Origin of the sequence: Azospirillum sp. SYSU D00513, assembly GCF_017356015.1 — a bacterium.
In the GTDB taxonomy this organism is placed as follows: Bacteria; Pseudomonadota; Alphaproteobacteria; order Azospirillales; family Azospirillaceae; genus Azospirillum.
This window is the reverse complement of the sequence record NZ_JAFIQV010000035.1, coordinates 12,870-33,639: the sequence shown is the minus strand read 5'-3', so window position 1 is coordinate 33,639 and position 20,770 is coordinate 12,870. Positions and strand designations below refer to the sequence as shown.

The following is a 20,770-nucleotide window of genomic DNA, read 5'->3' as shown; positions in this document are numbered from 1 at the left end:
CCTAGCTGTACCAGATCTGCATCATCAGCCGGTCGCCCCGGGTCGGGGCGATGGCCCGGTGGTAGCAGGAGGTGTCCTCCAGGAAGCCGGTGCCGCTCGGCCCCTCGACGATCAGCTCCTTGTCGGCGCCGTACACGCCCATGACCGCCTCGTGCGGCGCGTTGGCCGAGCCCATCAGCAGGCGGAGCGGCTTGCCCTTGTGCGAGCCCCGGACCAGCGCGTGGGCGCCGGACCAGCGGTCCACGTCGGTGAGGTAGAAGTTGGCCGAGATGAAGTTCAGGTCGTGCACGTCGAAGTGCCAGTCGATGGTCTGGCCGCGCCGGCGGCGCTCGTCGTCCTCCATGGCGGAGGCGAAGCTCCAGAACAGGCGCGGGATGATCTTGCCCGGACGATAGCCTAGGAAGCGCGTCACGGACTCCATCAGGACGGGGTCGTGGCAGATCTCGCGGACGCGCGCATGGGCCATCGGGTCGCGGACGATGCCGAGCGCCACCGGGTCGCCGTCCGGCAGCCGGCCGGCCTCGACTTCGGCGCGCCGGAAGGAGCGGTCCGGCCGACCGCGGTCGAAGAGGTCCACCGTTTCCGCATGGGCGGTCAGTTCGCGCACCACCGAGGGCGGCAGGTCGAAGCCCCAGGCGATGGAGTCGCGCCGGACCGCCTCGACCGCGTCCACAGGAGAGACCGAGGCGAAGAGGGAGGGGGCGGCGGGCTTCGCCGCTCCGGCGCGCGCGGCGCGGCCGAGGCCCCGGCACAGGCTGTAGCCGCGCCGGACCGTCTCGAAACGCCCGAGGGCGTAATGGAGTTCGCCAGCCATGAGGCGCTGGGTAATGCTTGCCAGGTTCAAGGCACTCCTCCCTCGGTTCCGTTCCATGAAGGCCGACGCTCCGGCCCGGTTGAAAATTAGAATTGTTTGAACCTTCAGGAGAGAGGGGATTCGGGAGATTGCCCTTCGGAAATGGGATTATTCGATAGGGGTACTGACTCGCCGTTTGCCCGGGCGGGTTGATGGAGAAGCGGCCGTCCGTGAACTTCGGGGCGGATCCCGGGTTATGTCCGGAGGATGAACGGAGGCGAAATCCCGATGCAGCAGCGCTGGCCCGAACGGCTTTGGATCGTCCGCCACGGCGAGAGCGCCGGCAACGTCGCGCGCGACGCGGCGCGCGCGGCGGGACTGGCGCGGATCGACATCGCGCTGCGCGACGTGGACGTGCCCCTGAGCCCGCTCGGCGAGCGGCAGTCGGACGCGCTGGGGCGCTGGTTCGCGGCCATGCCGCCGGAGGAGCGGCCGGACGTGGTACTGACCTCGCCCTATCTCCGGGCCAGGCACACGGCGGAGCGCATCCAGGCGGGCGGCGGGCTGCGGGTGGAGACGCGCGACTTCGTCATCGACGAGCGGCTGCGCGAGAAGGAGTTCGGCGTCCTCGACCGGCTGACGACGAAGGGGATCGCCGAGCTGATCCCGGACCAGGCGGAGTTCCGCCGCATCCTCGGCAAGTTCTACCACCGGCCGCCGGGCGGGGAGAGCTGGTGCGACGTGATCCTGCGGCTGCGCAGCGCGCTCGACACCGTCAGCCTCCACCATGGCGGGCGGCGGGTGCTGATCGTCGGGCATCAGGTGGTGGTGCTGTGCCTGCGCTACCTGCTGGAGAACATGACCGAGGAGCAGATCCTGGCCATCGACGCGGAGGGCGACGTGGCGAACTGCGCCGTCACCGAATACCGCTTCGACCCGCGGGCCGGCCATGAGGGCGCGCTGGTTCTGCACCGCTACAATTTCGTGGCTCCGCTGGAGCAGACCGGCACGCCGGTCACGGCGCAGCCCGACGCCAACGTGGCCTCCCGCTGAAGACGGCTCTTTCAAGGACGGATGATGACCATGGAAAGCAGGGTGACCGCCGAACTGCTGCGCGGCATGCCGCTGCCGCAGCCGGACGAGCGGGGCGACAAGGAGCAGCGCGGCAGGGTGCTGGCCGTGGGCGGCAGCGTCGAGGTGCCGGGCGGGGCGCTGCTCGCCGGGCTCGGCGCGTTGCGCGCCGGGGCGGGCAAGCTGCAGGTCGCCACCTGCCGCAGCGTCGCCCCGCATCTCGGCCTCGCCCTGCCGGAATGCCGGGCGGTGGGCCTGCCGGAGACCGAGGCCGGCGGCATCGCGCCGGAGGCCGCCGGCACGGTGATCGAGGGCGGGGCGCGTTGCGGCGCGCTGCTGATCGGGCCGGGCATGATGGACCAGCCGGCGGTCGAAAAGCTGACGGCGAGGGTGCTGGAGGGGCTGGAGCCCGGCGGGGAAGGGCCGGCCATCGTGCTGGACGCGGCGGCGCTGATCGGGTTGGGGGAGACGCCGGAGCGCACGCGCCGCCACGCCGGTCGGATCGTCGTCACGCCGCACGCCGGCGAGATGGCCGGGCTGCTCGGCATCGGGAAGGATGAGGTGAACGACGATCCCAGGGGCACCGCCCTGCGCGCGGCGGAGCGGCTGGGTGCGGTGGTGGCGCTGAAGGGAAGCACGACCTGGATCGCGTCGCCCGAGGGCAAGGCCTGGTCCTACAGCGGCGGCTGCGTCGGGCTCGCCACCTCGGGCTCCGGCGACACGCTGGCGGGCATCGTGGCGGGGCTGCTGGCGCGCGGGGCCACGCCGCTGGAGGCGGCGGCCTGGGGCGTCTACCTGCACGGGGAGGCGGGCAACCGGCTGACCGCCAAGGTCGCGCCGCTCGGCTTCCTCGCCCGCGAACTGCTGGCGGAGGTGCCCTGCATCATGGCCGAATTCGCGGGGTGATCCGCCGCCGGAAACAAGTGCGGCCGGCCATGGGGGGCATGGCCGGCGGGACAGAAGCGCTGGGTCAGACGGCCAACAGCTCGGGCGCCTCGGCGGCGATGCCGTTGTTCATGGCCCAGATGGCGGCCTGGGTGCGGTTGGACGCGTTGATCTTGCGCAGCAGGCTCTTCAGATGGACCTTGATGGTCGCCTCGGTGATGCCGAGGTGGTTGGCGATCATCTTGTTGGAGTTGCCGTGCAGCAGGCAGCGCAGGATCTGCATCTCGCGGCGCGACAGGCCCTTGCTGTCGGTCGCCGCCGTCATGATCCCGCCGCGCGCGGCCCCCGGCAGAAGCATCGCGGCGAGGTTGGTCGGGAAGACCTTCTCGCCGAGCAGGACGAGCTGCAGGGACTGGATCAGCGATTCGCAGGCGATGTCCTTGACCAGATAGCCGTGGACCCCGGCGCGGAGCGCGTCGGACAGGCGCTGGGTGCTGAAGTCGGGGCTGAGCATCACGACGCGTGTCTGCGGAGCCAGCGCGCGCAGGGCGTTGATGTCCCGTTCGCTGACCGTCTGGGCGTCCAGCAGGACGATGGCGGGCTGCCCGCCCGAGGAGGTCAGGAAGGAAATTCCCTCCTCCATCGAAGAGGCCTCGCCGGTCACCGAAAAGGCCGAGCCTTGCAGGAGCCGCTTCAGCCCTTCACGGAAGAGCCGATTGGAGTCGATCAGGAAAACGGTTGCGGACATCATGCTGCTCTTCACCTTCGGGTATCGGCGCCGCCCTTTTCACGGGGCGCCGGTTCATTCGCCTCGAGTGCGCCCATCCGCACGGATGAAATCCGGCCGTCGGGACGAACTCTCGTTCAGCGTGGTACGCAAGGTGGACTAATGCTGGAGGACTTGCCAGGGCATAAAGGCGAAAATGAACAGTCCTATGTCTTAGTAGTTTTTCTCCTATTGCTGATGGCGCGGCGGCATGGTCCGGCAAAGACGAAGAGCAAGGGGATCATTGGGACAAAAATGAGTCCGCGCCGTTTGCGCTGTATTTTCTACTTCTTTTTCGTTTGCGCGGAAGAGGTGCGTCTTTGAGGTCCGCGGGATCTATCGCGCCGCCTTCTCCGCCTTCCGGCGAAGATCGCGCAGGACCGCGAGGAGTTCGTCCGGGGCGAAGGGCTTGGCTACGACCGGCACCGCCCGGAAGCGGTCGGGCAGGGCGGTGGCTCCGGCGTAGCCCGTGCAGAAGGCGAAGGGGATGCGCTTGGCCGACAGGATGTCGGCGACGGGAAAGCTATGCTCTCCCGTCAGGTTGACGTCCAGCAGGGCCGCGTCGATCTCCGCGCCATGCAGGTGGTCGGCGGCCTCGGCGATGGTGGAGGCGGGGCCGAGCACGTCGCAGCCCGCCTCGCGCAGGATCTCCCCGATCTGCATGGCGACGAGCACCTCGTCCTCCACCACGAGCACGCGCAGGCCGAGCGGCCCGCCCTCGGGCTGCGGGGGAGCGTCGGCGCGTTCGGGTCCGGGCTGCCCCGGTTCCCGCGCCGGGCCGGGTTGCTCGACCGGGAAGGAGAGGCGGCAGGCGAGCCCTTCGGCGCGCCAGTCCATCGCCACCTCGCCATGAAGCTGGTGCTCCACGCCGGTGCGGATGAGGGTGGAGCCGAAGCCCCGGCGCGAGGGCGGAGCGGCGGCCGGCCCGCCCCCCTCGCGCCAGTCCAGCTCCAGCCGCTCGCCACCGCCGGGGCTGCCGGAGGCGTCGGGCCGCAGGCGCCATTCGACGTCCAGCCGGCCGCCGTCGGCGGACAGGGCGCCGTATTTGGCGGCGTTGGTCGCAAGCTCGTGCAGCACCAGCGCCAGCGTCTGGGCGGCGTCGGGCTTCAGCCGCACGGCCGGGCCGCGGGCGGCGACGCGCCGGCCATCGCGGCCGGCGAAGGGGGCCAGCTCCTCCTCCGCGAGGCGGGCGATGTCCACCCCTTCCCAGCGCGAGGCGGCGAGCAATGTGTGGGCGCGGGCCAGGGCCTGGATGCGGCCGGAAACCGCCTGCTTCAGCGCCGCCACGTCGTCGGCGCGGGTGAGCTGGATCAGCGACTGCACCACGGCCAGCATGTTCTTGGCGCGGTGATCCACCTCGCGGGCGAGCAGGCGCTCCCGCTCCTCCGCCTGGCGGCGGGCGGTCATGTCGCTGGTCAGGCCGACGAGGCCGATGATGGCGCCGGACGCGTCGCGCAACGGCGACTTCACCGAGCGGAAATAGCGCGTCCGTCCGTCCGGGCCGGTGAAGGCCTCGTCCACGTCGAAGGTGTCGCCCGTCTCCATGACGCGGCGGTCGTTGGCGATGATCGCCTCCGCCTCGCGCCGGTCGGGCGCCCAGTCCAGGTCGGAATGGCCGATGATCCGGTCGAGTGGCCGGTCGAGGATGCGCTGGATCGCGGCGTTGGCGTAGAGCAGCCGGCTGTCGCGGCCCTTGGCGTAGATCATGTCGGGCGTGGAATCCCCGATCAGCCGCAGCAGGGCCGAGGTGCGGCGCAGCTCGTCGGCGGTGCGCTTCAGCTCGTCGATGTCGGTGCTGGTGCCCATCCAGCGGGTGATGGCGCCGTCGGGTCCGCGGATGGGGAGCGCGCGCCCGAGCATCCAGCGGTACTCTCCGGACCGATGCAGCATCCGGTACTCGACCTGGTAGGGAATACCGGTCGCGAGGCTGTGACGCCAGGCCGCCCAGCTCTGGTCCCGGTCGTCGGGGTGGACGATGCCGGCCCAGCCGGCGCCGTCGGTCGCGCGGTGGGGCACGCCGGTGAACTCGTACCAGCGGTCGTTGTAGAAGTCGTGGTGCCCATCGGGCAGCGTGGACCAGACCATCTGCGGCAGCGCGTTGAGCCGTGTCTCCAGGGCCGCCGCGCTCTCGCGCAAGGCCGCCTCCGCCGCCTTGCGCTCGGTGACGTCGAGCATCGCGCCGATCATGCGGACAGCCTGGCCGCACGCGTCGCGCAAAACGGTCCCGCGGTCGTAGACGTCGGCGTAGCTGCCGTCGGCCCGCCGGAACCGGTATTCGGCGGTCCAGAGGTCGGCGGCTCCGTCGATCACCGCGTGGATGCCGGCGACGACGCGGCCGCGGTCGTCCGGATGGATGGTCTCCTTCCACCAGGCGCCGGCCGGGCCGACCTCGTCGGGGGCGTAACCGAACAGGGTGCGCACCGCCTCGTTCCACTGGATGTGGTCGGTGGCGAGGTCCCAATCCCAGATCGCGTCGTTGGTCGCCCGCGCGGCCAGCCGATAGCGCTCCTCCGTCTCGCGCAGGGCACGCTCTGTGGCGAGGCGGCCGGTGACGTCCAGCTCCACGACCACGCCGGCCAGGATGGTGCCCGAGGCGTCGCGCACGGGAGCCGCGTTGTTGAGGAAGAAGCGCCGCTCGCGGGTGCCGAACCGTTCCGATTCCACCAGCTCGCCCCGGACCACTTCGCCCCGGAGGAGGGCGCGGGACATGGCCCATTCCGCCGCCTTGATCCGTTCCCCGGTCTCCGGCCAGTAGCCGACCCAGTCGCCATACTGTTCCCAGCTCGTGGTTTCCGGAGCCATGCCCCAAAGGTCGCGGTGGACGGCGTTGTCGCGGACGATCCGCCCCCCGGCGTCGGCGATCAGGACGCCGACGGGAAGCGCGTCGAGAACGGCGCTGAGCAGCGCCTCGCTCCGTGACGGGGCCAGGGCCGTGCTGCCCGTGCAGAACACGCCCGCCACGGCACCGTCCGCGCCGCGCACCGGCGTGAAGGCGAAGGAGGCGATGCCCGCCGGAAAACGGACCTCCTCCAGCCGGACGGCCTCGCCGCCATAGGCGGCGGAAAGGGCGGAGGGGGCCTGCTGCGTGTCGGCGAGCCAGACCTCGCCAAAGGGGCGGGCGGGCGCCGGAGCGCCACCGAGTAGTGCGGCGTATGCGTCGTTGAAGAAGGCCGTGCGTGCGGGACCCCAGGCGATCAGCATCGGCTGGGGGGCGGCGAGAAGCACGCCGACGAGCGTCGTGAGCGCGGCGGGCCAGTCCTCCGGCGGGCCGAGCGGCGTCGCGGCCCAGTCGACCGCGCGCAGAGCGGCGCCGCTCTCTCCGCCGCCGTCGAGGAAGGCCGGGGTCGGCTTCGGCGGATTCATCCCATCACGCAACGGCATCGGCTATCCGGAAAATCCCTTTCCCACTTATCTAGCGGGGTGGCCGAGAGCCGCCACCCCGCCCTTGTGTGTAGCGCGAATGGCCAGCGGGCGTTCAGGACTGGGGCGTGTCGAAAATCTGCCGCATGATCCGCTCCCGCTCCTCGTCCGCGATTCCCCAGGACTGGAGCGAGCCCGACAGCAGCGCCGCGGCGTCGCGGTAATCCTGCGTCTCGCGCAGGCCGCCCGGCGGCAGGAGTCGGTAGCGCACGCCGCCGTCGGCCACCGCCCATTCCGGCGTGACCGCCGGGTCCAGTTCGACCAGTGCGGAGGACAGGAGCAGCCGGCCGGTCTGCTCGCTATGCCCGATCAGATACTGCTCGCCGCGCACGGCCAGCAGGATCCAGCCGGAAAGATCGATTTCGGTCGGGTTCATCGCCTTCACCATCCACGCGTCCGGAATTGCCAATCGGGGATCAACCGCGATGGAGGGTGCGCGTTCCGCCTGCGAGAGCATGGGGCCGCCGTGGCGGCCGTCCCGTTTCTGGATCATGGGTCAGGCGGCTGTGAAGGTGCGGAAGCCTGCGCCGACCTGATCGGGGCGGGAGTGCCGGGCGGTGGCGCGCTGGTACGGGGAGCATGCGGTGACGATGGTGGAGCGGGCCGTCGAGACCCGCCGGGGAGCCGGTTGAGCGCCATCGTCCATTAAAGCCTCAGGTCGTGCGGCGGTGGGCGAGACGGGCGGCGAAATGATAAGGATCGCCGTTGTCGGAAGGCGCATTGCCGGAGTTGGCGTTGCCGGACGGGACCTTGCCGGAGGGCGGCTGCCCGGTCCGCTTCGCCGGCACCGGATCCGTGCGTGACGGCGGTTCCGGGGCGAGTGCAAGCGGGAGCGCCTGAGTGAGTGCTTTGGGAGTGCTCATTGGGATCTCCTCAGGACCGTCCAGGGATCCGGCATGCCGGGAACGGTGTGAGGCTACGGAGGGCGGCGGAGATGCCAAATGTTTTCGGGAGTTTTTCCACGCAGGAGCGTGCGCCCCGCCGTTCGGGCCGTGTTCCGGCCCTCCGATGGTGGCAAAGGCGCTGGGACACGGCCGGGAATTGTGAGAGCCTTCCGGACCCCAATCAAGAACACGGACGAGGAAGCATGACCACGACGCGCCGTTCCGTTCTCGCCGCCGGCCCCGCGCTCGCCGCCGCGGCCGCCATCGGCAGCCCCGCCTTCGCACAGACGCAGTCCGCCGCCGGCCAGGGCACGGCCGGCCAGTCCGCCGCTTCCGGCGGCCAAGCCCCCGGCTTCTACCGCTACAAGGTCGGTGACATGACGGTCACCGCGGTCAATGACGGCTTCGCGTCCCGGCCGACCGAGGGGTTCGTCCGCAACGCCGAACTGCCTCAGGTGCAGCAGGCTCTGCGGGAGGCCTTCCTGCCGACGAACCAGTTTCCCATTCCCTACAACACGCTGGTGATCGAGAATGGCGGGCGCGTCACGCTGATCGACACCGGCAACGGCGATTCCGGCGCGCCCACCACCGGCCATTGGATGCGGAACTTCCGCGCGGCCGGCTTCGACCCCGCGCGGGTCGATGCCGTGATCATCAGCCATTTCCACGGCGACCACATCAATGGCCTCCGTCTGAAGGACGGCACGGCGGTGTTCCCGAACGCGGAGGTCATGGTGCCCTCCGCCGAATGGGCGTTCTGGATGGACGATGCCCGCATGAACCAGGCGCCGGAAGCCATGCGCGGCGGCTTCCAGACGGCGCGGCGCGTCTTCGGGCCGATCGCCAAGGACGTGAAGCAGTACGAGCACGGCAAGGAGATCGCGCCGGGCATCACCAGCGTCGCGGCGACGGGCCACACGCCCGGACACACCGCCTTCATGGTGTCGTCGGGCAACGGCAAGCTGATGGTGATGTCGGACATCACCAACCATCCGGCCCTGTTCGTCCGCAATCCCGACTGGTCGGCGGTGTTCGACATGGACGCCGACCAGGCCCGCGCCACCCGCCACCGGATGCTGGACATGGTCGCGGCGGAGCGCGCGCAGGTGGCCTTCTATCACGCGCCTTTCCCCGCTACGGGCTTCATCGCGAAGGAAGGCAACGGGTACCGGATGGTGCCGGTGCAGTGGACGCCCGCGCTGTAGCTGGGGAGCGGGACGGGAATCGCTTTTCGGATGCCGGTCCCATGGGGCCGGCATCACCCGTCCGATGGTCAGATTTCGTGTAGCGGACCTGGCGTGCTAATCTGCCGGACGATTACCTGGAACCTCGCGATCCGGCATGACGATTGGACCTTCAGCCGCACGGCCGGAACATGGGTTTCTGGCCGGGGGCGGCGAACTGGGCGGGCTCATCGAGCGATTCGACTGGGGATCCACGCCGCTTGGCCCCATCGGCGGCTGGCCGCAGACGGTGAGGACGACGGTCGGGCTTATCCTGCGCTCGCCCGTGCCCATCGTGACGCTCTGGGGCGAGGAGGGCGTCATGATCTACAACGACGCCTATTCGGGATTCGCCGGCGGGCGCCACCCCCGGCTGCTCGGGTCCAAGGTGCGCGAGGGCTGGCCCGAGGTCGCCGATTTCAACGACCATGTGATGAAGATTGGGCTGGCCGGCGGGACGCTGTCCTACCAGGACCAGGAACTGACCCTGCACCGGCACGGCGTGCCGGAACAGGTCTGGATGAACCTGGACTATTCGCCCGTGCTGGACGAGCAGGGCGCACCCATCGGCGTCATCGCCATCGTGGTGGAGACCACCGGGAAGGTGTGCGCCGAGCAGGCGGTCCGCGCCAGCGAGGCGCAGTTCCGCACCATGGCGCAGGCGATGCCGGTGCAGGTCTGGACCGCCACGCCGGCCGGCGAGATCGACTGGTTCAACGAGCGCGTGCCCGGGTATATCGGCGACGCCGCCGCGGACATCGGCGGACGGGACGGCTGGAAGGCCGTCGTGCATCCCGACGATCTCTCCACTGCGGCCGCGCGCTGGGAAGCCGCCCTCTCCTCGGGCAGCGTGTACGAAGCCGAGTTCCGGATCCGGCGCGCGGACGGTGCCTGGCGCTGGCACCTCGTGCGCGCGGTGGCCGTGCGGGACGCGGCCGGAGCGATCCTGCGGTGGGTGGGGAGCAGCACGGACATCGAGGACCAGACCTCCGCCGTCCGGGCGCTCGCCGAGCTGAACGAATCGCTGGGGCGGCAGATCACGGAGCGGACCGCCGACCGCGACCGCATGTGGCGTCTTTCGACCGACTTCATGCTGGTGCACCGGCTGGATGGAACCATCACGGCGATCAACCCGGCCTGGGGCGCCGTTCTCGGCTGGTCGGAGGCGGATGTGCTGGGCCGTCCCTGCTACGAGCTGGTGCATCCCGAGGACCGGGACGCGACCATCGCGGAACTCGGCCAGCAGTCGGAGGGGCGCATCACCCGGCGCTTCGAGGTCCGTGTGCGCGACAGGGAGGGCGGCTATCGCTGGGTGTCCTGGACCTCCGTGCCGGACGGCGGGCTCGTCCATGCCGTCGGCCGCGACGTGACGGTCGAGAAGGAGCGCGAGGAGGCCCTGCGGCAGGCCGAGGAGCAGCTTCGCCAGGCGCAGAAGCTGGAGGCGGTGGGGCAGCTCACCGGCGGGGTCGCGCACGACTTCAACAACCTGCTCCAGGCGCTGGGCGGCTGCCTGACCATGATCGGCCGGCGCACCGACGAACCCAAGGTGAAGCCGCTGCTGGAGGCCGGCCAGCAGGCCGTGGACCGGGGGGCGAAGCTGGTCCAGCAGCTCATGGCCTTCGCCCGGCGCGAGGGGCTGCGGTCCGAGACCATCGATCTCAGGGACAGGCTGCTCGGCATGTCCGGCCTGCTGGAGCGGGCCTTGCGGGCCGATATCCGGCTGACGACACGCTTCGGCCCCGGCCTGTGGCCGGTGGAGCTGGACCCGACGCAGTTCGAGCTGGCGCTGATCAATCTGGCGGTCAACGCCCGCGACGCCATGCCCGACGGCGGGCGGCTGGCGATCAGCGCCGTCAACGTGACGCTGGAACCGGGCGACCCGTCGGGGCTGGAGGGCGAGTTCGTGCAGCTCTCCATCGCCGACAACGGCACCGGCATGCCGGCGGAGGTCCGCGCCCGCGCCTTCGACCCGTTCTTCACCACCAAGGAGGTCGGCAAGGGCTCCGGCCTCGGCCTCGCCCAGGTCTACGGGCTTGCCCGTCAGGCCGGTGGCACCGCCATCATCGACAGCGAGGAGGGGCAGGGCACCACCATCACGCTGCTGCTGCGCCGCTCGGCCGAGGCTCCGCCCAGGGCCGCCGAGGCCAAGGGCGCCGCGATACCCGCCGTCGCGCGCGGGAGCGGCCGCGTGCTGCTGGTGGAGGATGATCCGGTCGTGTCCTCGACCGTCGCCGCCGCGCTGGAGGACAGCGGCTACGAGGTGGCGCGGGTCGCCACGGCGGACGAGGCCTTGCCCCTGCTGATGAGCCGGGCGCGCATCGACCTGCTGTTCTCCGACGTGGTGATGCCGGGCCGGCTGAACGGCGTGGATCTGGCACGGGAGGCGGCCCGTCTGCGTCCCGGCCTGCCGGTGGTGCTCGCCACCGGCTACAGCGAGACGGTCGCCCGAGCCGAGGGGGTGCGCATCCTCGCCAAGCCCTACCGGATTGATGAACTGCTCCACGTGCTCGACGTGGCGCTGGCCGGAACGGTGCGGGCGGCGGGCGGGGCGTGATCGGGAGGACATGACGGCCGGTCATGGCGGGGGCATGGCTGTCCTGCCGCCCCGCCGGGGGATTGCGCTTGTACGGGGAGGCCCCATGCCCCATCTTCCGGACATCGAGGTTGCTCTGGGCTACGCTACTCCGGTCTCCGCAAGGGGGTCGGGTCTCTTCCCGAAGTGAGTTTGATGCCCCTGGCGCATGTCGCGCGGGGGGCAACGCCAGAATAGGGAACAGACCCATGGCCAACGGTACCGTGAAGTGGTTCAATTCGACCAAGGGCTTCGGCTTCATCCAGCCGGATGACGGCACCGCCGACGTCTTCGTCCACATCTCCGCCGTCGAGCGCGCCGGTCTCGGCAACCTCAACGAGGGGCAGAAGGTCTCCTTCGAGGCCGTCCGCGACCCGCGTCGCGACAAGGTGTCCGCCGAGAACCTGCGCGCTCTCTGAGCGACGCGGAACACGGCAGTGCGAAAGGGCGGCTTCGGCCGCCCTTTCGTTTTTTGCGCCCTTTGTCTTCTGCACCGCTGCATCCGCCAGGTACGGTCACTGGATCGGAATGCGCCGCGCCGACACCCTCATGCAAGGAGTCCCCGATGCACATCCGTGTCGGCTGCGAAATGATCTACGACTGCCCGCAGCCCACCCCCATGGTTCTGATGCTGAACGTGCATTACACGCGCGCCTCGAACCTGATCACCCCGGATTTCGTCGTCACCGACCCGCCGGTGCCGGTCGTGGGCTACCGCGACAGCTACGGAAACTGGTGCAGCCGGATCGTGGCCCCGGCGGGCCGGATCCGGATTTCGACCAACGCACTTCTGTACGACACGGGCGAGCCCGATCCGGTTGTGCCCACCGCCCGGCAGACGCCGGTGCAGAATCTCCCCTCCGATGTCCTGCTGTTCCTCATGGGCAGCCGCTACTGCGAAACGGACCGCCTGTCGCAGACGGCCTGGGACCTGTTCGGCAGGACGCCGGAGGGCTGGGGGCGCGTCCAGGCGATCTGCGACTTCGTCCACAACCACATCACCTTCGGCTACGAACACGCCCGCCCGACCAAGACGGCCCATGATGCCTTCGTCGAGGGCAAGGGCGTCTGCCGCGACTACGCGCATCTGGCAGTGGCCTTCTGCCGCTGCATGAACATCCCCGCCCGCTACTGCACGGGCTACATCGGCGATATCGGCGTCCCGGTTTCGGAATCGCCGATGGATTTCGCGGGCTGGTTCGAGGCCTATCTGGACGGGCGCTGGTACAGCTTCGACCCGCGCAACCTTGTTCCGCGCATCGGGCGCATCCTCATGGGGCAGGGGCGGGACGCCGCCGACGTTCCTCTGACCAATTCCTTCGGCCCGGCCACGCTCGCCTCCTTCAAGGTGTGGACGGACGAGGTCCCCGCTCCGTAAGGGGGCGTGCCCGGTCGGTGGAATGGGGCAAGGCACGCCTTGAGTCGTCAGCTCCGGTAGGCGGGTTCCTCGGCGTCCAGCCTCCGCTTGACGGAGTCCAGATGGAGCCGGGCGGATTCCGGATCGCCGTCGCGCATCTGGCGGTAGGCAGCCTCGGCGATCCCTGGCGCCACGGGCAGCACCTTGCGCCCGGTGGACAGAGCGATGCACTGAACCTGACAGGCGCGCTCCAGGTAATAGAGGTCGTCCCAGGCCTCGGCGATGGTCGGACCGAGGACCATGACGCCGTGATGCTTCATGAAGACGATGTCGGCGTCGCCGACGGCACCCGCGATGCGGTCGCCCTCGCGCTCATCCAGGGCAAGCCCGTTGTAGTTCCGGTCCACGGCGGTGCGCCCATAAAACTTCAGCGCCGTCTGGCCGGCGAAGATGAGCGGGTCGTCCTCGGTCATCGCCAGCGCGGTGGCGTAGGGCATGTGGGTGTGGAAGACCGCGCGTGCGCGCGGAATCGCCTTGTGGATGCGGGCGTGGATGTAGAAGGCCGTGGCCTCGGGCCGGCCTTCCCCGGCGACCACGTTGCCGTGGAAGTCGCAGACCAGCAGCTTCGAAGCGGTCAGTTCGCTGAAGGCGTAGCCGTAGGGATTGACGATGAAGAGGTCGTCATAGCCCGGCACCAGGGCGGAGAAATGGTTGCAGATCCCCTCCTCGAGCCCGTGGCGGGCGGCCATGCGGAAGCAGGCCGCGAGGTCGATCCTGGCCTGCCGGACGGCGTCGGTGTCCAGATCGGGCTGGTTGGGTCCGGCGGAAGACCGGGCGGGTTCGAAGGCGTGGGCCATGCTGGGACCTCCGGGGTTCGGGCCGGACCAGTATTCGTGGCGCCCGCGCGGGAGTCCACCGTCGTTTCCCTCAATCACTCCTGACCCGCGAAACCATCTTCGAGGAAGGCTCGACCTCCCGAATCCGGTCGTGTCTGCGTCCAGCCGGAGCTTCACCGCCCGATGGAGTATTTCCATGAAGCAGAGCGGCCTATTGGTCAGGAAAGTGCAGCCTTGACCGCTTTCAGCAGAGCCCGATAGCACACGGGCTTCATTACAATCGACGTGAAAGCACCGGTGGAATTCGGGATGGCACTGTCCGGGGTGACATGACCTGACGCAATGATTACCGGGACATCGGGGCTTATCTGGCGGACTTGTTCAACGAGCCCAAGCCCGTCCAGATTGGGCATCCGGAGATCGGTTAGAATCAGATCAGCCGAGGTTTTGCGGAATGCTTCGAGAGCCTTTACTCCATCAGGGCAGCACGTCACCTTGTAACCCGCCTCAACTAGGACGTATTTATATCCAAGAGCAATGAGCCCTTCGTCCTCTGCCACAATCACGTGCTGCGTCATTACTCAGCGATCCGGCTTCGGTTACTCGGATCGCCATTAAACGTTGGAGCAGGCACGCTGATCAACGATGATATTAGTGCCTATGACTATTGGATGCTGCCGCGATGAGCATGCTGCGATGCACCGCGATGCTTCAGGTAACGATGGAGCCGCAGCATGGTCCCACATCAGGGCTGGGCGTAATCGGCGAAGTTTCTGTCCGATTGGCAGCCGCTGGGGCGGTCCGATTGCAAACGCATTGTCAGAACGGCTCGACGATCACGAGGCCAGCGATCGCGAGAACGGCGACGACGATGCCGGTCGTCATTCAGGAAGGCACCGACTGGAATGAAGGCCGCCATCACCATGCGCAAAATCTCGTTACGTGACCAGCCACCACCAGCGACGGTCTGGATCAGCATCCTGAGGTAAAGGAGGGATGCCAGGCCACGGACCATCCCCATGATCTTCGTGGCGACGGGCAGGCCCGCCGTTCCCGGTAGGTGTCCTCACGCGTGACCGCTCACTCGTGCCCCTCAGGCGCGCCCGACGGGCGGCGGAAAAGCATGTCATGGCGAAGATCATCGGTCCGCAATGGCCGGCTGTGGGCGTCATGGATCAGCGATCAGTTCCTGTGGCCCCAGGTGGAACTCATGTCGCTGCATCCCCGGCCCTCCTGCCGGACGCCCGTCCGGCCCTGCCTCATGCGCGCCGCGCGTCCAGCAGCAGCTTCAGGCCGAAGACGATCAGCACCCCGCCGGTGAGGCGGTCCAGGGCGCGAACGATGCCCGGGCGGCGAAGCATCCTCGCCATGGGGCGGGTGGCGGCGATGAGTGCGGCGAACCAGAGGATGCCCTCGAGAGCATGGATCGTGGCGAGCAGGACCGTGAAGGACAGCACGTCCGCGCCGGCGGGCACGAATTGGGGCAGGAAGGTCACGTAGAACACGCCGACCTTCGGGTTGAGGATGTTCGTGACGAAGCCGCGGACGAGCCATCCCCCCGGCGTTGCGCCGGGCTCGATGCCGTCGCCCCCGTCCATCCCGTCCAGGCCGGACCTGGCCTTGATCACCATCCGGCCGCCCAGATAGAACAGGTAGGCCGCACCGGCCCAGCGCAGAACCGTGTAGGCCGTCTCCGAAGCCGCCAGGAGGGCGCCGAGCCCGAAGGCGGCGATGAGCCCCCAGGCGAGGCAGCCGGCGCAGATCCCGATCCCCGCGAGGAACGCCCGCCGTCCGCCCTCGACGGCGGCGGTCCGCAGGACCAGGGCCGTGTCCAGTCCCGGCGTCACCGTCACCAGACCGGCAGCCAGGGTGAAGGCGATCAGCGCTTCCAGGGTCGTCACGTCCATTCCTTTCCTGTGGGTCCGCCGCGTGTACATGCCGCGTGAACATGCCCCGGGGATATCGCCCGGATTAAGGCAGCATTGAAGGCGACAATGCCAGACTTGGTGAGGGGCATACCACAGCGATTCCTTTCCGCCCATCCGGCGTCCGCGTGGAAACCCTTTGCCGGAACGGGAGCAAGTCTCCACGGAGCGGGCAGGCCGGGCTTGACCGCGCCGTGCAATCATTTAAAATTTTACGGAGTCTTCGAAGGGTGATCGGGTGTGAGCCGTCTCTCGACCATCGCCGCCGCGTTGCGCAGGAAAAGCGAAGGCATCGTCTTCCGCCTGATCGCCTTCGCCGTCTTTCTGGTCGTGCTGGGCGGGGTCGCGCGCATGGTGGCGGTCTCGGCCCTGCTCCGGGACGAAATCGAGAGTGTTCTGGCGGCGCACCAGCAGTCGCTCGCCCGCTACGTCGCCGACGACATCGACGAAAAGATCAAGGCGCGGCTGGGGCTTCTGGAACGCATGGCCGCCACCATGCCGCCGGCGCTGCTCTCCGATCCGGAGGGGCTGCGGCGCTGGTTGAAGGAGCGGCACGAGGCCTTTCCGCTGTTCTCGCGGGGATTCCTCGTCGTGCCGGTGGACGGCCACGGGGTGATCGCGGAGTTCCCCGTCATCCCGCGGCGGGGCAATCTGGCCTTCACCTCGGCGGATTGGTTCCTGGAGGCGCAGAGCGGCCGGGGTTCCGTCATCGGGCGGCCGATACGCAGCCCGGCCGACGGACAGCCGGTGATCGCCATGGCGGTGCCGCTGCCGGGTGCCGCGGGGCGGCCAGCGGCGATACTGGCGGGGGTCGCCGCGCTGGCGTCGCCGGGGCTGCTCAACCTCGTCCAGGAGAACCGGATCGGCCGGACGGGCGGCTACCTGCTGATCTCGCCGCACGACAGGCTTTTCGTCGCCGCCGACAGGCCCGAGATGGTGCTGGCGCCCACGCCGCCGCCGGGCGCCGACCCGCTGCACGACCGCGCGATGGCGGGGCACCGCGGCACCGGCATCGCCGTCAACGCGCAGGGCGTCGAGGAGCTTTCGGCGATGGTCTCCGTGCCGACGCCGGGGTGGGTCCTCGTCGCAAGGCTGCCCACGGAGGAGGCCTTCGAGCCAATCCGCAAGCTCCAGAGCTTCATCCTGGCGAACGGCCTGCTGCTGCTGGCCGTGGTCATCGCGATCCTGCTGACCGTGCTGCGCCGCCTCTTCCGCCCGCTTGCCGACGCGGCCCGGCAGATGCACCGGATGGCCGAGGGCAAGGCAGACATCGCGCCGCTGCCGGTCCGGCGCATGGACGAGGTCGGCAACCTCGCCATCGGCTTCAACTTCCTGCTCGGCAAGCTGCGCGAGCAGGAGGCGGCCCTGCGGGAGAGCGAGGCACGGATGGCCCATCTGGCGCACCATGACGTGCTGACCGGCCTGCCGAACCGGGTCATGTTCCACGACCGGATGATTCAGGCCATCGCGCGGGCCGACAGGGCCGGCAAGCGGTTCGCTCTGTTGTACCTGGATCTGGACGGCTTCAAGCCCATCAACGACACCCATGGCCACAAGGCGGGCGACGAGGTCCTCTGCGAGGTCGCCCGGCGTCTGTCCGACCTGCTGCGCCGTGCCGATTCCGTCGCGCGCATGGGCGGCGACGAGTTCGCCATCCTCCTGACCGAGGATGAGGATCCCTATGGCGCCGGCAAGGTGGTGGCCCGCAAATGCCAGCGGGCTCTGGAAGAACCCTTCCTGCTTGAAGGGGGGGCGGTGACCCTCGGCGTTTCGGTCGGGCTCGCCGTATATCCAGACGATGGACAGGACGCCGCCCACCTCCTCCTGCGCGCGGACCAGGCCATGTATTTCGCCAAACAGTCCGCCGCGCGCATCGGCCGCCGCGACCTTCTGCTCAGCGACCAGGGCGCGGAGCCGTAGCGGGGCAGTTCCGCAGTGAGACAAGTTTGGGACAACCGCTGGAGTCCCGAAACTTCGCGCGGGGCATTCGCATTTGTTACTCTCCGTCAGCCGCAGCGCCGCCTGCCTTCCCCAATCCGTCGAGGTCGCCGCACCTTGGGCGGGGACCTCCACAGTGGAAACCGTGACCGATGGCGCGTTCTCCGACAGCCTGGGCCCTTCTTCAGGCTGCCCCTTATCTGTGTGCGCTGCTCACCCTGCTCTCCGGCCTCGCCGCCCTGGCCGGCTGGATGCTCGACGCCGAGGCGCTCCGCCGGGTCGTTCCCGGCTGGGCATCCATGCAGCCCTTGACCGCCATCGGGCTCGTGCTGAGCGGCATCGGGCTGGCCGCCTGCGGCGGGAGGCCCGCGAACGGGGGCAGGCGCCTCGCCGCGGCCGCCAGTTCCGTTGCCGTCATGGCGCTGGCGGCGGCGTCGCTCTACCAGGACCTTGCCGGCACGAGTCTCGGCCTCGACACCCTGCTGTTCGCGGAAAGGGCGCTGTCCCAGCCGATCGTCCATCCCGGCCGCATGTCCACGGCAACGGCGCTGGCGCTGTTTCTCAATGCCGGCGCGCTGTTCGCGCTGTCCCGGCGGCGTCCGCCGCGGGCGCTCTATCCGGGGGCGGCGGTGGGCGGCCTGGTGATCGCGCTGGTCGGGCTGTTCGGCCATGTCTACAGCCCGGCGGCGCTCTATGGGGTGTTTCCGTTCCGGAGCACGGGCATCCTGTCGGCGTCGGGGCTGACGGCACTGGCCGCCGGGCTGCTGGCGGCGCGGCCGAACCGGTCCGGGCTGCAGATCCTCGGCCGCGACAGCATCGGCGGCGTGATGGCGCGGACCTCTCTGCCGCTGATGGTGCTGGCCCCGCTGGGCCTGATCGGCATGGTCTTCACAACGACGGTTCTGTTCGGGCTCCACGCCGATTTCCGCCCGGCCGCCTTCACCGCCATCGCCAGCACCCTGCTCGCCGGGCTGGGGCTCTGGACCGCGCGGCGCATGGACCGGCTCGACCGCGAGCGCCGCTCGGCGGAGGAGGCCCGCCGCGCCAGTGAGGAATGGCTGACGCACACGGTGCAGGTGGCGCCGGTCAGCATGGTGCAGATCGGGCTCGACGGGCGTTTCCAGCGGGTCAACCCGCATTTCTCCGACATCACGGGCTTCGATGCGGCCGAGTTGCTGCGCATGACGCCCGAGGACATCACTCAACGGGACGACCGGCGCCGCGATCTGGACGCGTTCGCCCGGCTGCGGGCCGGAGAGGTGAGCCGCTACACGATCGAGAAGCGCTACGTCCGCAAGGACGGCCGGCTGGTCTGGGTGCTGGTGACGGTGACGCTGGTCCGCGACGCCGCGACCGGCGAGCCGCGCCATTTCCTGTCGGTGATCGAGGACATCGACGAGCGCAAGCAGGCGGAGCGCGCCCTGCGCATCCGCTCCGAACGGCTGGCCCTCATTTCGGACGTCACGAGCCGGCTGCTCCAGGCCGGCGATCCCAGCGACCTGCTGAAGGCCGTCTTCGGCCGGATCAGCCGGATCCTGGAGGTGGACGGCTTCCTCCACTATGCGGTCGCCGAAGGCGGGCTGGATCTGGTCACCCATGGCGGGATCGCCCCCGACATGCTGCCCCGGATCCGGCGCCTCGCCACGGGGGACGGCGTCTGCGGCGCGGTCGCGGCGAAGGGGCTGCCCGTCTTCCGGCATGACGTGCAGAACGCGCCCGATCCGGAAGCCCGCTACATCCGCGACCTGGGCTTCACGGCTTATGTCTGCCATCCGCTGGAGGCCGAGGGTCGGCTGGTCGGCACGCTGTCCTTCGGATCGCGGCGGGTGCGGCGGTTCGACATCGACACGCTGGGCGTCCTGCGGACGATCTGCGACCAGATCGCGCTGGCCATGGTGCGCCACCAGGGAGAACAGGCCCTGATGGCGGCGAAGGACGAGGCGGAACGGGCGGTGGTCGCGAAGGCGAAGTTCCTTGCCGCCGCCAGCCATGACCTGCGCCAGCCGGTCCAGTCGCTGATGCTGCTGACCAGCGCCATGGGCGGCTGGGCCGACGGCAACCCGGCGGCGGTCAAGCTGCTGGAACACCAGGACCTTGCGCTGAACGCGCTGAAGGATCTGCTGGACGGGCTGCTGGACATCGCGCGGCTGGATGCGGGTGCCGTCGAGCCGGAGATCGCGGACATGCCGGTCATGACGCTGCTGTCCCGGCTCCAGGCCGCCTATGCGCCCCGCGCGCAGGCGCGGGAGCTGCGTTTCCGGATGGTGCCCTGCAAGGCCTGGATCCGGAGCGACGCCACGCTGCTGGGCCGGATCCTCAGCAACTTTCTGGAGAACGCGGTCAAATACACTGGCAGCGGCAGCATCCTGATCGGCTGCCGGCGGCGGGGGAACCGCCTGCGCGTCGTCGTCGCGGACACCGGCATCGGGATCGCCGAGGAGCATCTGAACGAGGTGTTCGAGGAATTCTCGCAGATCGGCAACCCGCAGCGCGACCGCAACCTCGGACTTGGGCTCGGGCTTGCGATCGTGAAGCGGCTCGCGACGCTGCTGGGGCACCGTATCTATGTCCGGTCGGTGCCCGGGAAAGGGTCGGCTTTCGCGATCGACTTGCCGCTGGCCGAGGTGAGGGAGGCGGAGGGCGTCGGCCCGGCGGCCGCAGCGGGTGTTCCGGAAGACCGGGACAGCGGCGTGATCGCGCTGGTGGACGACGAGGTGCTGATCCGCATGGCGCTGGAGACGGCCATGGAGGAGTGGGGTTTCCAGACCTTCAGCGGCGCATCCGCCGAGGAGGTGGTCCGGGCCTTGCGGGCGGGATCGCGCCGCCCGGACCTCGTCGTCAGCGACTATCACCTGTCGTCCGGCAAGACCGGGCTGGAGGTCATCCGGACCTTGCGCGGGCTCTATGGCGCCTCGTTGCCCTGCATCCTGCTGACCGGCGACACGGCGGCGGACCGCGTGGCGGAGGCGCGCGAGGCCGGGGCGGTGCTGCTCCAGAAGCCGATCAAGCCGGCCGAGCTGCGCGACGCGGTGCGGGCGCTGCGCGAGGGCGGCCCCGCCGGAGGTTCGCCGCCGCGCTGAGGCGCTCGGCGATGGTATGG

Annotated in this window: 17 protein-coding genes; 9 read left to right on the top strand and 8 right to left on the bottom strand. The window is 69.5% G+C overall.

Annotated features, from left to right (window positions below):
- Position 1: 1 nt before the first annotated feature.
- Entirely contained in the window at positions 2-844 is an 843-nt protein-coding gene (locus JUB11_RS23020; RefSeq protein ID WP_207461123.1) for a hypothetical protein, read from the bottom strand.
- A 216-nt stretch (positions 845-1,060) separates the two neighbouring features.
- Here JUB11_RS23020 and JUB11_RS23015 point away from each other — a divergent pair, with 216 nt between their 5' ends.
- Complete coding sequence (locus JUB11_RS23015; RefSeq protein WP_247887263.1) at positions 1,061-1,846, top strand: histidine phosphatase family protein; 786 nt, start codon at positions 1,061-1,063, stop codon at positions 1,844-1,846.
- A gap of 30 nt (positions 1,847-1,876) precedes the next feature.
- Positions 1,877-2,770 (top strand): NAD(P)H-hydrate dehydratase, encoded by an 894-nt coding sequence (locus JUB11_RS23010; RefSeq protein WP_247887262.1) that lies wholly within the window; start codon positions 1,877-1,879, stop codon positions 2,768-2,770.
- 64 nt (positions 2,771-2,834) lie between these two features.
- Here the strand turns inward: JUB11_RS23010 and JUB11_RS23005 are convergent, their stop codons facing one another.
- From JUB11_RS23005 to JUB11_RS22990, 4 genes are all read right to left on the bottom strand, one after another.
- Positions 2,835-3,500: a response regulator transcription factor gene (locus tag JUB11_RS23005; RefSeq protein WP_207461121.1), complete on the bottom strand. Its 666-nt coding sequence runs from the start codon at positions 3,498-3,500 to the stop codon at positions 2,835-2,837.
- Positions 3,501-3,851: 351 nt separating this feature from the next.
- Positions 3,852-6,896, bottom strand: a complete 3,045-nt coding sequence (locus tag JUB11_RS23000) for a PAS domain S-box protein (protein WP_207461120.1) — start codon at positions 6,894-6,896, stop codon at positions 3,852-3,854.
- A gap of 94 nt (positions 6,897-6,990) precedes the next feature.
- Positions 6,991-7,311, bottom strand: a complete 321-nt coding sequence (locus JUB11_RS22995) for a hypothetical protein (protein ID WP_207461119.1) — start codon at positions 7,309-7,311, stop codon at positions 6,991-6,993.
- Between the two features lie 277 nt (positions 7,312-7,588).
- Positions 7,589-7,798 (bottom strand): hypothetical protein, encoded by a 210-nt coding sequence (locus tag JUB11_RS22990; protein WP_207461118.1) that lies wholly within the window; start codon positions 7,796-7,798, stop codon positions 7,589-7,591.
- A gap of 224 nt (positions 7,799-8,022) precedes the next feature.
- On the opposite strand from JUB11_RS22990, the gene JUB11_RS22985 reads away from it, so the two are divergent.
- The 4 genes from JUB11_RS22985 (at position 8,023) to JUB11_RS22970 (ending at position 12,992) form a co-directional block, all read left to right on the top strand.
- On the top strand, positions 8,023-9,024 hold the full coding sequence (locus tag JUB11_RS22985) for an MBL fold metallo-hydrolase (RefSeq protein WP_207461117.1): 1,002 nt from the start codon (positions 8,023-8,025) through the stop codon (positions 9,022-9,024).
- A gap of 136 nt (positions 9,025-9,160) precedes the next feature.
- Entirely contained in the window at positions 9,161-11,596 is a 2,436-nt protein-coding gene (locus tag JUB11_RS22980) for a hybrid sensor histidine kinase/response regulator (protein WP_247887261.1), read from the top strand.
- A 227-nt stretch (positions 11,597-11,823) separates the two neighbouring features.
- Positions 11,824-12,033 (top strand): cold-shock protein, encoded by a 210-nt coding sequence (locus tag JUB11_RS22975; protein ID WP_207461116.1) that lies wholly within the window; start codon positions 11,824-11,826, stop codon positions 12,031-12,033.
- A gap of 146 nt (positions 12,034-12,179) precedes the next feature.
- Positions 12,180-12,992, top strand: coding sequence for a transglutaminase family protein (locus tag JUB11_RS22970; protein WP_207461115.1), 813 nt, complete (start codon positions 12,180-12,182; stop codon positions 12,990-12,992).
- A gap of 47 nt (positions 12,993-13,039) precedes the next feature.
- On the opposite strand, the gene JUB11_RS22965 is transcribed toward JUB11_RS22970, so the two are convergent.
- Both JUB11_RS22965 and JUB11_RS22960 read right to left on the bottom strand, forming a co-directional pair.
- On the bottom strand, positions 13,040-13,828 hold the full coding sequence (locus JUB11_RS22965) for an aldolase (RefSeq protein ID WP_207461114.1): 789 nt from the start codon (positions 13,826-13,828) through the stop codon (positions 13,040-13,042).
- Positions 13,829-14,025: 197 nt separating this feature from the next.
- Entirely contained in the window at positions 14,026-14,385 is a 360-nt protein-coding gene (locus tag JUB11_RS22960; protein ID WP_207461113.1) for a response regulator, read from the bottom strand.
- A gap of 104 nt (positions 14,386-14,489) precedes the next feature.
- On the opposite strand from JUB11_RS22960, the gene JUB11_RS32920 reads away from it, so the two are divergent.
- Positions 14,490-14,753 (top strand): hypothetical protein, encoded by a 264-nt coding sequence (locus JUB11_RS32920; protein WP_247887260.1) that lies wholly within the window; start codon positions 14,490-14,492, stop codon positions 14,751-14,753.
- A 313-nt stretch (positions 14,754-15,066) separates the two neighbouring features.
- Here the strand turns inward: JUB11_RS32920 and JUB11_RS22950 are convergent, their stop codons facing one another.
- Positions 15,067-15,714: a LysE family translocator gene (locus JUB11_RS22950; RefSeq protein ID WP_207461111.1), complete on the bottom strand. Its 648-nt coding sequence runs from the start codon at positions 15,712-15,714 to the stop codon at positions 15,067-15,069.
- A gap of 258 nt (positions 15,715-15,972) precedes the next feature.
- On the opposite strand from JUB11_RS22950, the gene JUB11_RS22945 reads away from it, so the two are divergent.
- Complete coding sequence (locus JUB11_RS22945; RefSeq protein WP_348771493.1) at positions 15,973-17,652, top strand: diguanylate cyclase; 1,680 nt, start codon at positions 15,973-15,975, stop codon at positions 17,650-17,652.
- Positions 17,653-17,822: 170 nt separating this feature from the next.
- Positions 17,823-20,750 carry a PAS domain S-box protein gene (locus JUB11_RS22940; protein ID WP_207461110.1) on the top strand — a complete coding sequence of 976 codons (2,928 nt, stop codon included), beginning with the start codon at positions 17,823-17,825 and terminating at the stop codon, positions 20,748-20,750.
- The last annotated feature ends 20 nt before the right edge of the window (positions 20,751-20,770 follow it).

Coding starts and splice junctions, on each gene's coding strand:
- JUB11_RS22975 (WP_207461116.1), top strand. CDS start 11,824: ATGGCCAACGGTACCGTGAAGTGGTTCAATTCGACCAAGGGCTTCGGC.
- JUB11_RS22960 (WP_207461113.1), bottom strand. CDS start 14,385: ATGACGCAGCACGTGATTGTGGCAGAGGACGAAGGGCTCATTGCTCTT.
- JUB11_RS23015 (WP_247887263.1), top strand. CDS start 1,061: ATGAACGGAGGCGAAATCCCGATGCAGCAGCGCTGGCCCGAACGGCTT.
- JUB11_RS22995 (WP_207461119.1), bottom strand. CDS start 7,311: ATGAACCCGACCGAAATCGATCTTTCCGGCTGGATCCTGCTGGCCGTG.
- JUB11_RS32920 (WP_247887260.1), top strand. CDS start 14,490: ATGAGCATGCTGCGATGCACCGCGATGCTTCAGGTAACGATGGAGCCG.
- JUB11_RS22950 (WP_207461111.1), bottom strand. CDS start 15,714: ATGGACGTGACGACCCTGGAAGCGCTGATCGCCTTCACCCTGGCTGCC.
- JUB11_RS22940 (WP_207461110.1), top strand. CDS start 17,823: ATGGCGCGTTCTCCGACAGCCTGGGCCCTTCTTCAGGCTGCCCCTTAT.
- JUB11_RS22965 (WP_207461114.1), bottom strand. CDS start 13,828: ATGGCCCACGCCTTCGAACCCGCCCGGTCTTCCGCCGGACCCAACCAG.
- JUB11_RS22990 (WP_207461118.1), bottom strand. CDS start 7,798: ATGAGCACTCCCAAAGCACTCACTCAGGCGCTCCCGCTTGCACTCGCC.
- JUB11_RS23005 (WP_207461121.1), bottom strand. CDS start 3,500: ATGATGTCCGCAACCGTTTTCCTGATCGACTCCAATCGGCTCTTCCGT.
- JUB11_RS22980 (WP_247887261.1), top strand. CDS start 9,161: ATGACGATTGGACCTTCAGCCGCACGGCCGGAACATGGGTTTCTGGCC.
- JUB11_RS23010 (WP_247887262.1), top strand. CDS start 1,877: ATGGAAAGCAGGGTGACCGCCGAACTGCTGCGCGGCATGCCGCTGCCG.
- JUB11_RS23000 (WP_207461120.1), bottom strand. CDS start 6,896: ATGCCGTTGCGTGATGGGATGAATCCGCCGAAGCCGACCCCGGCCTTC.
- JUB11_RS22985 (WP_207461117.1), top strand. CDS start 8,023: ATGACCACGACGCGCCGTTCCGTTCTCGCCGCCGGCCCCGCGCTCGCC.
- JUB11_RS22970 (WP_207461115.1), top strand. CDS start 12,180: ATGCACATCCGTGTCGGCTGCGAAATGATCTACGACTGCCCGCAGCCC.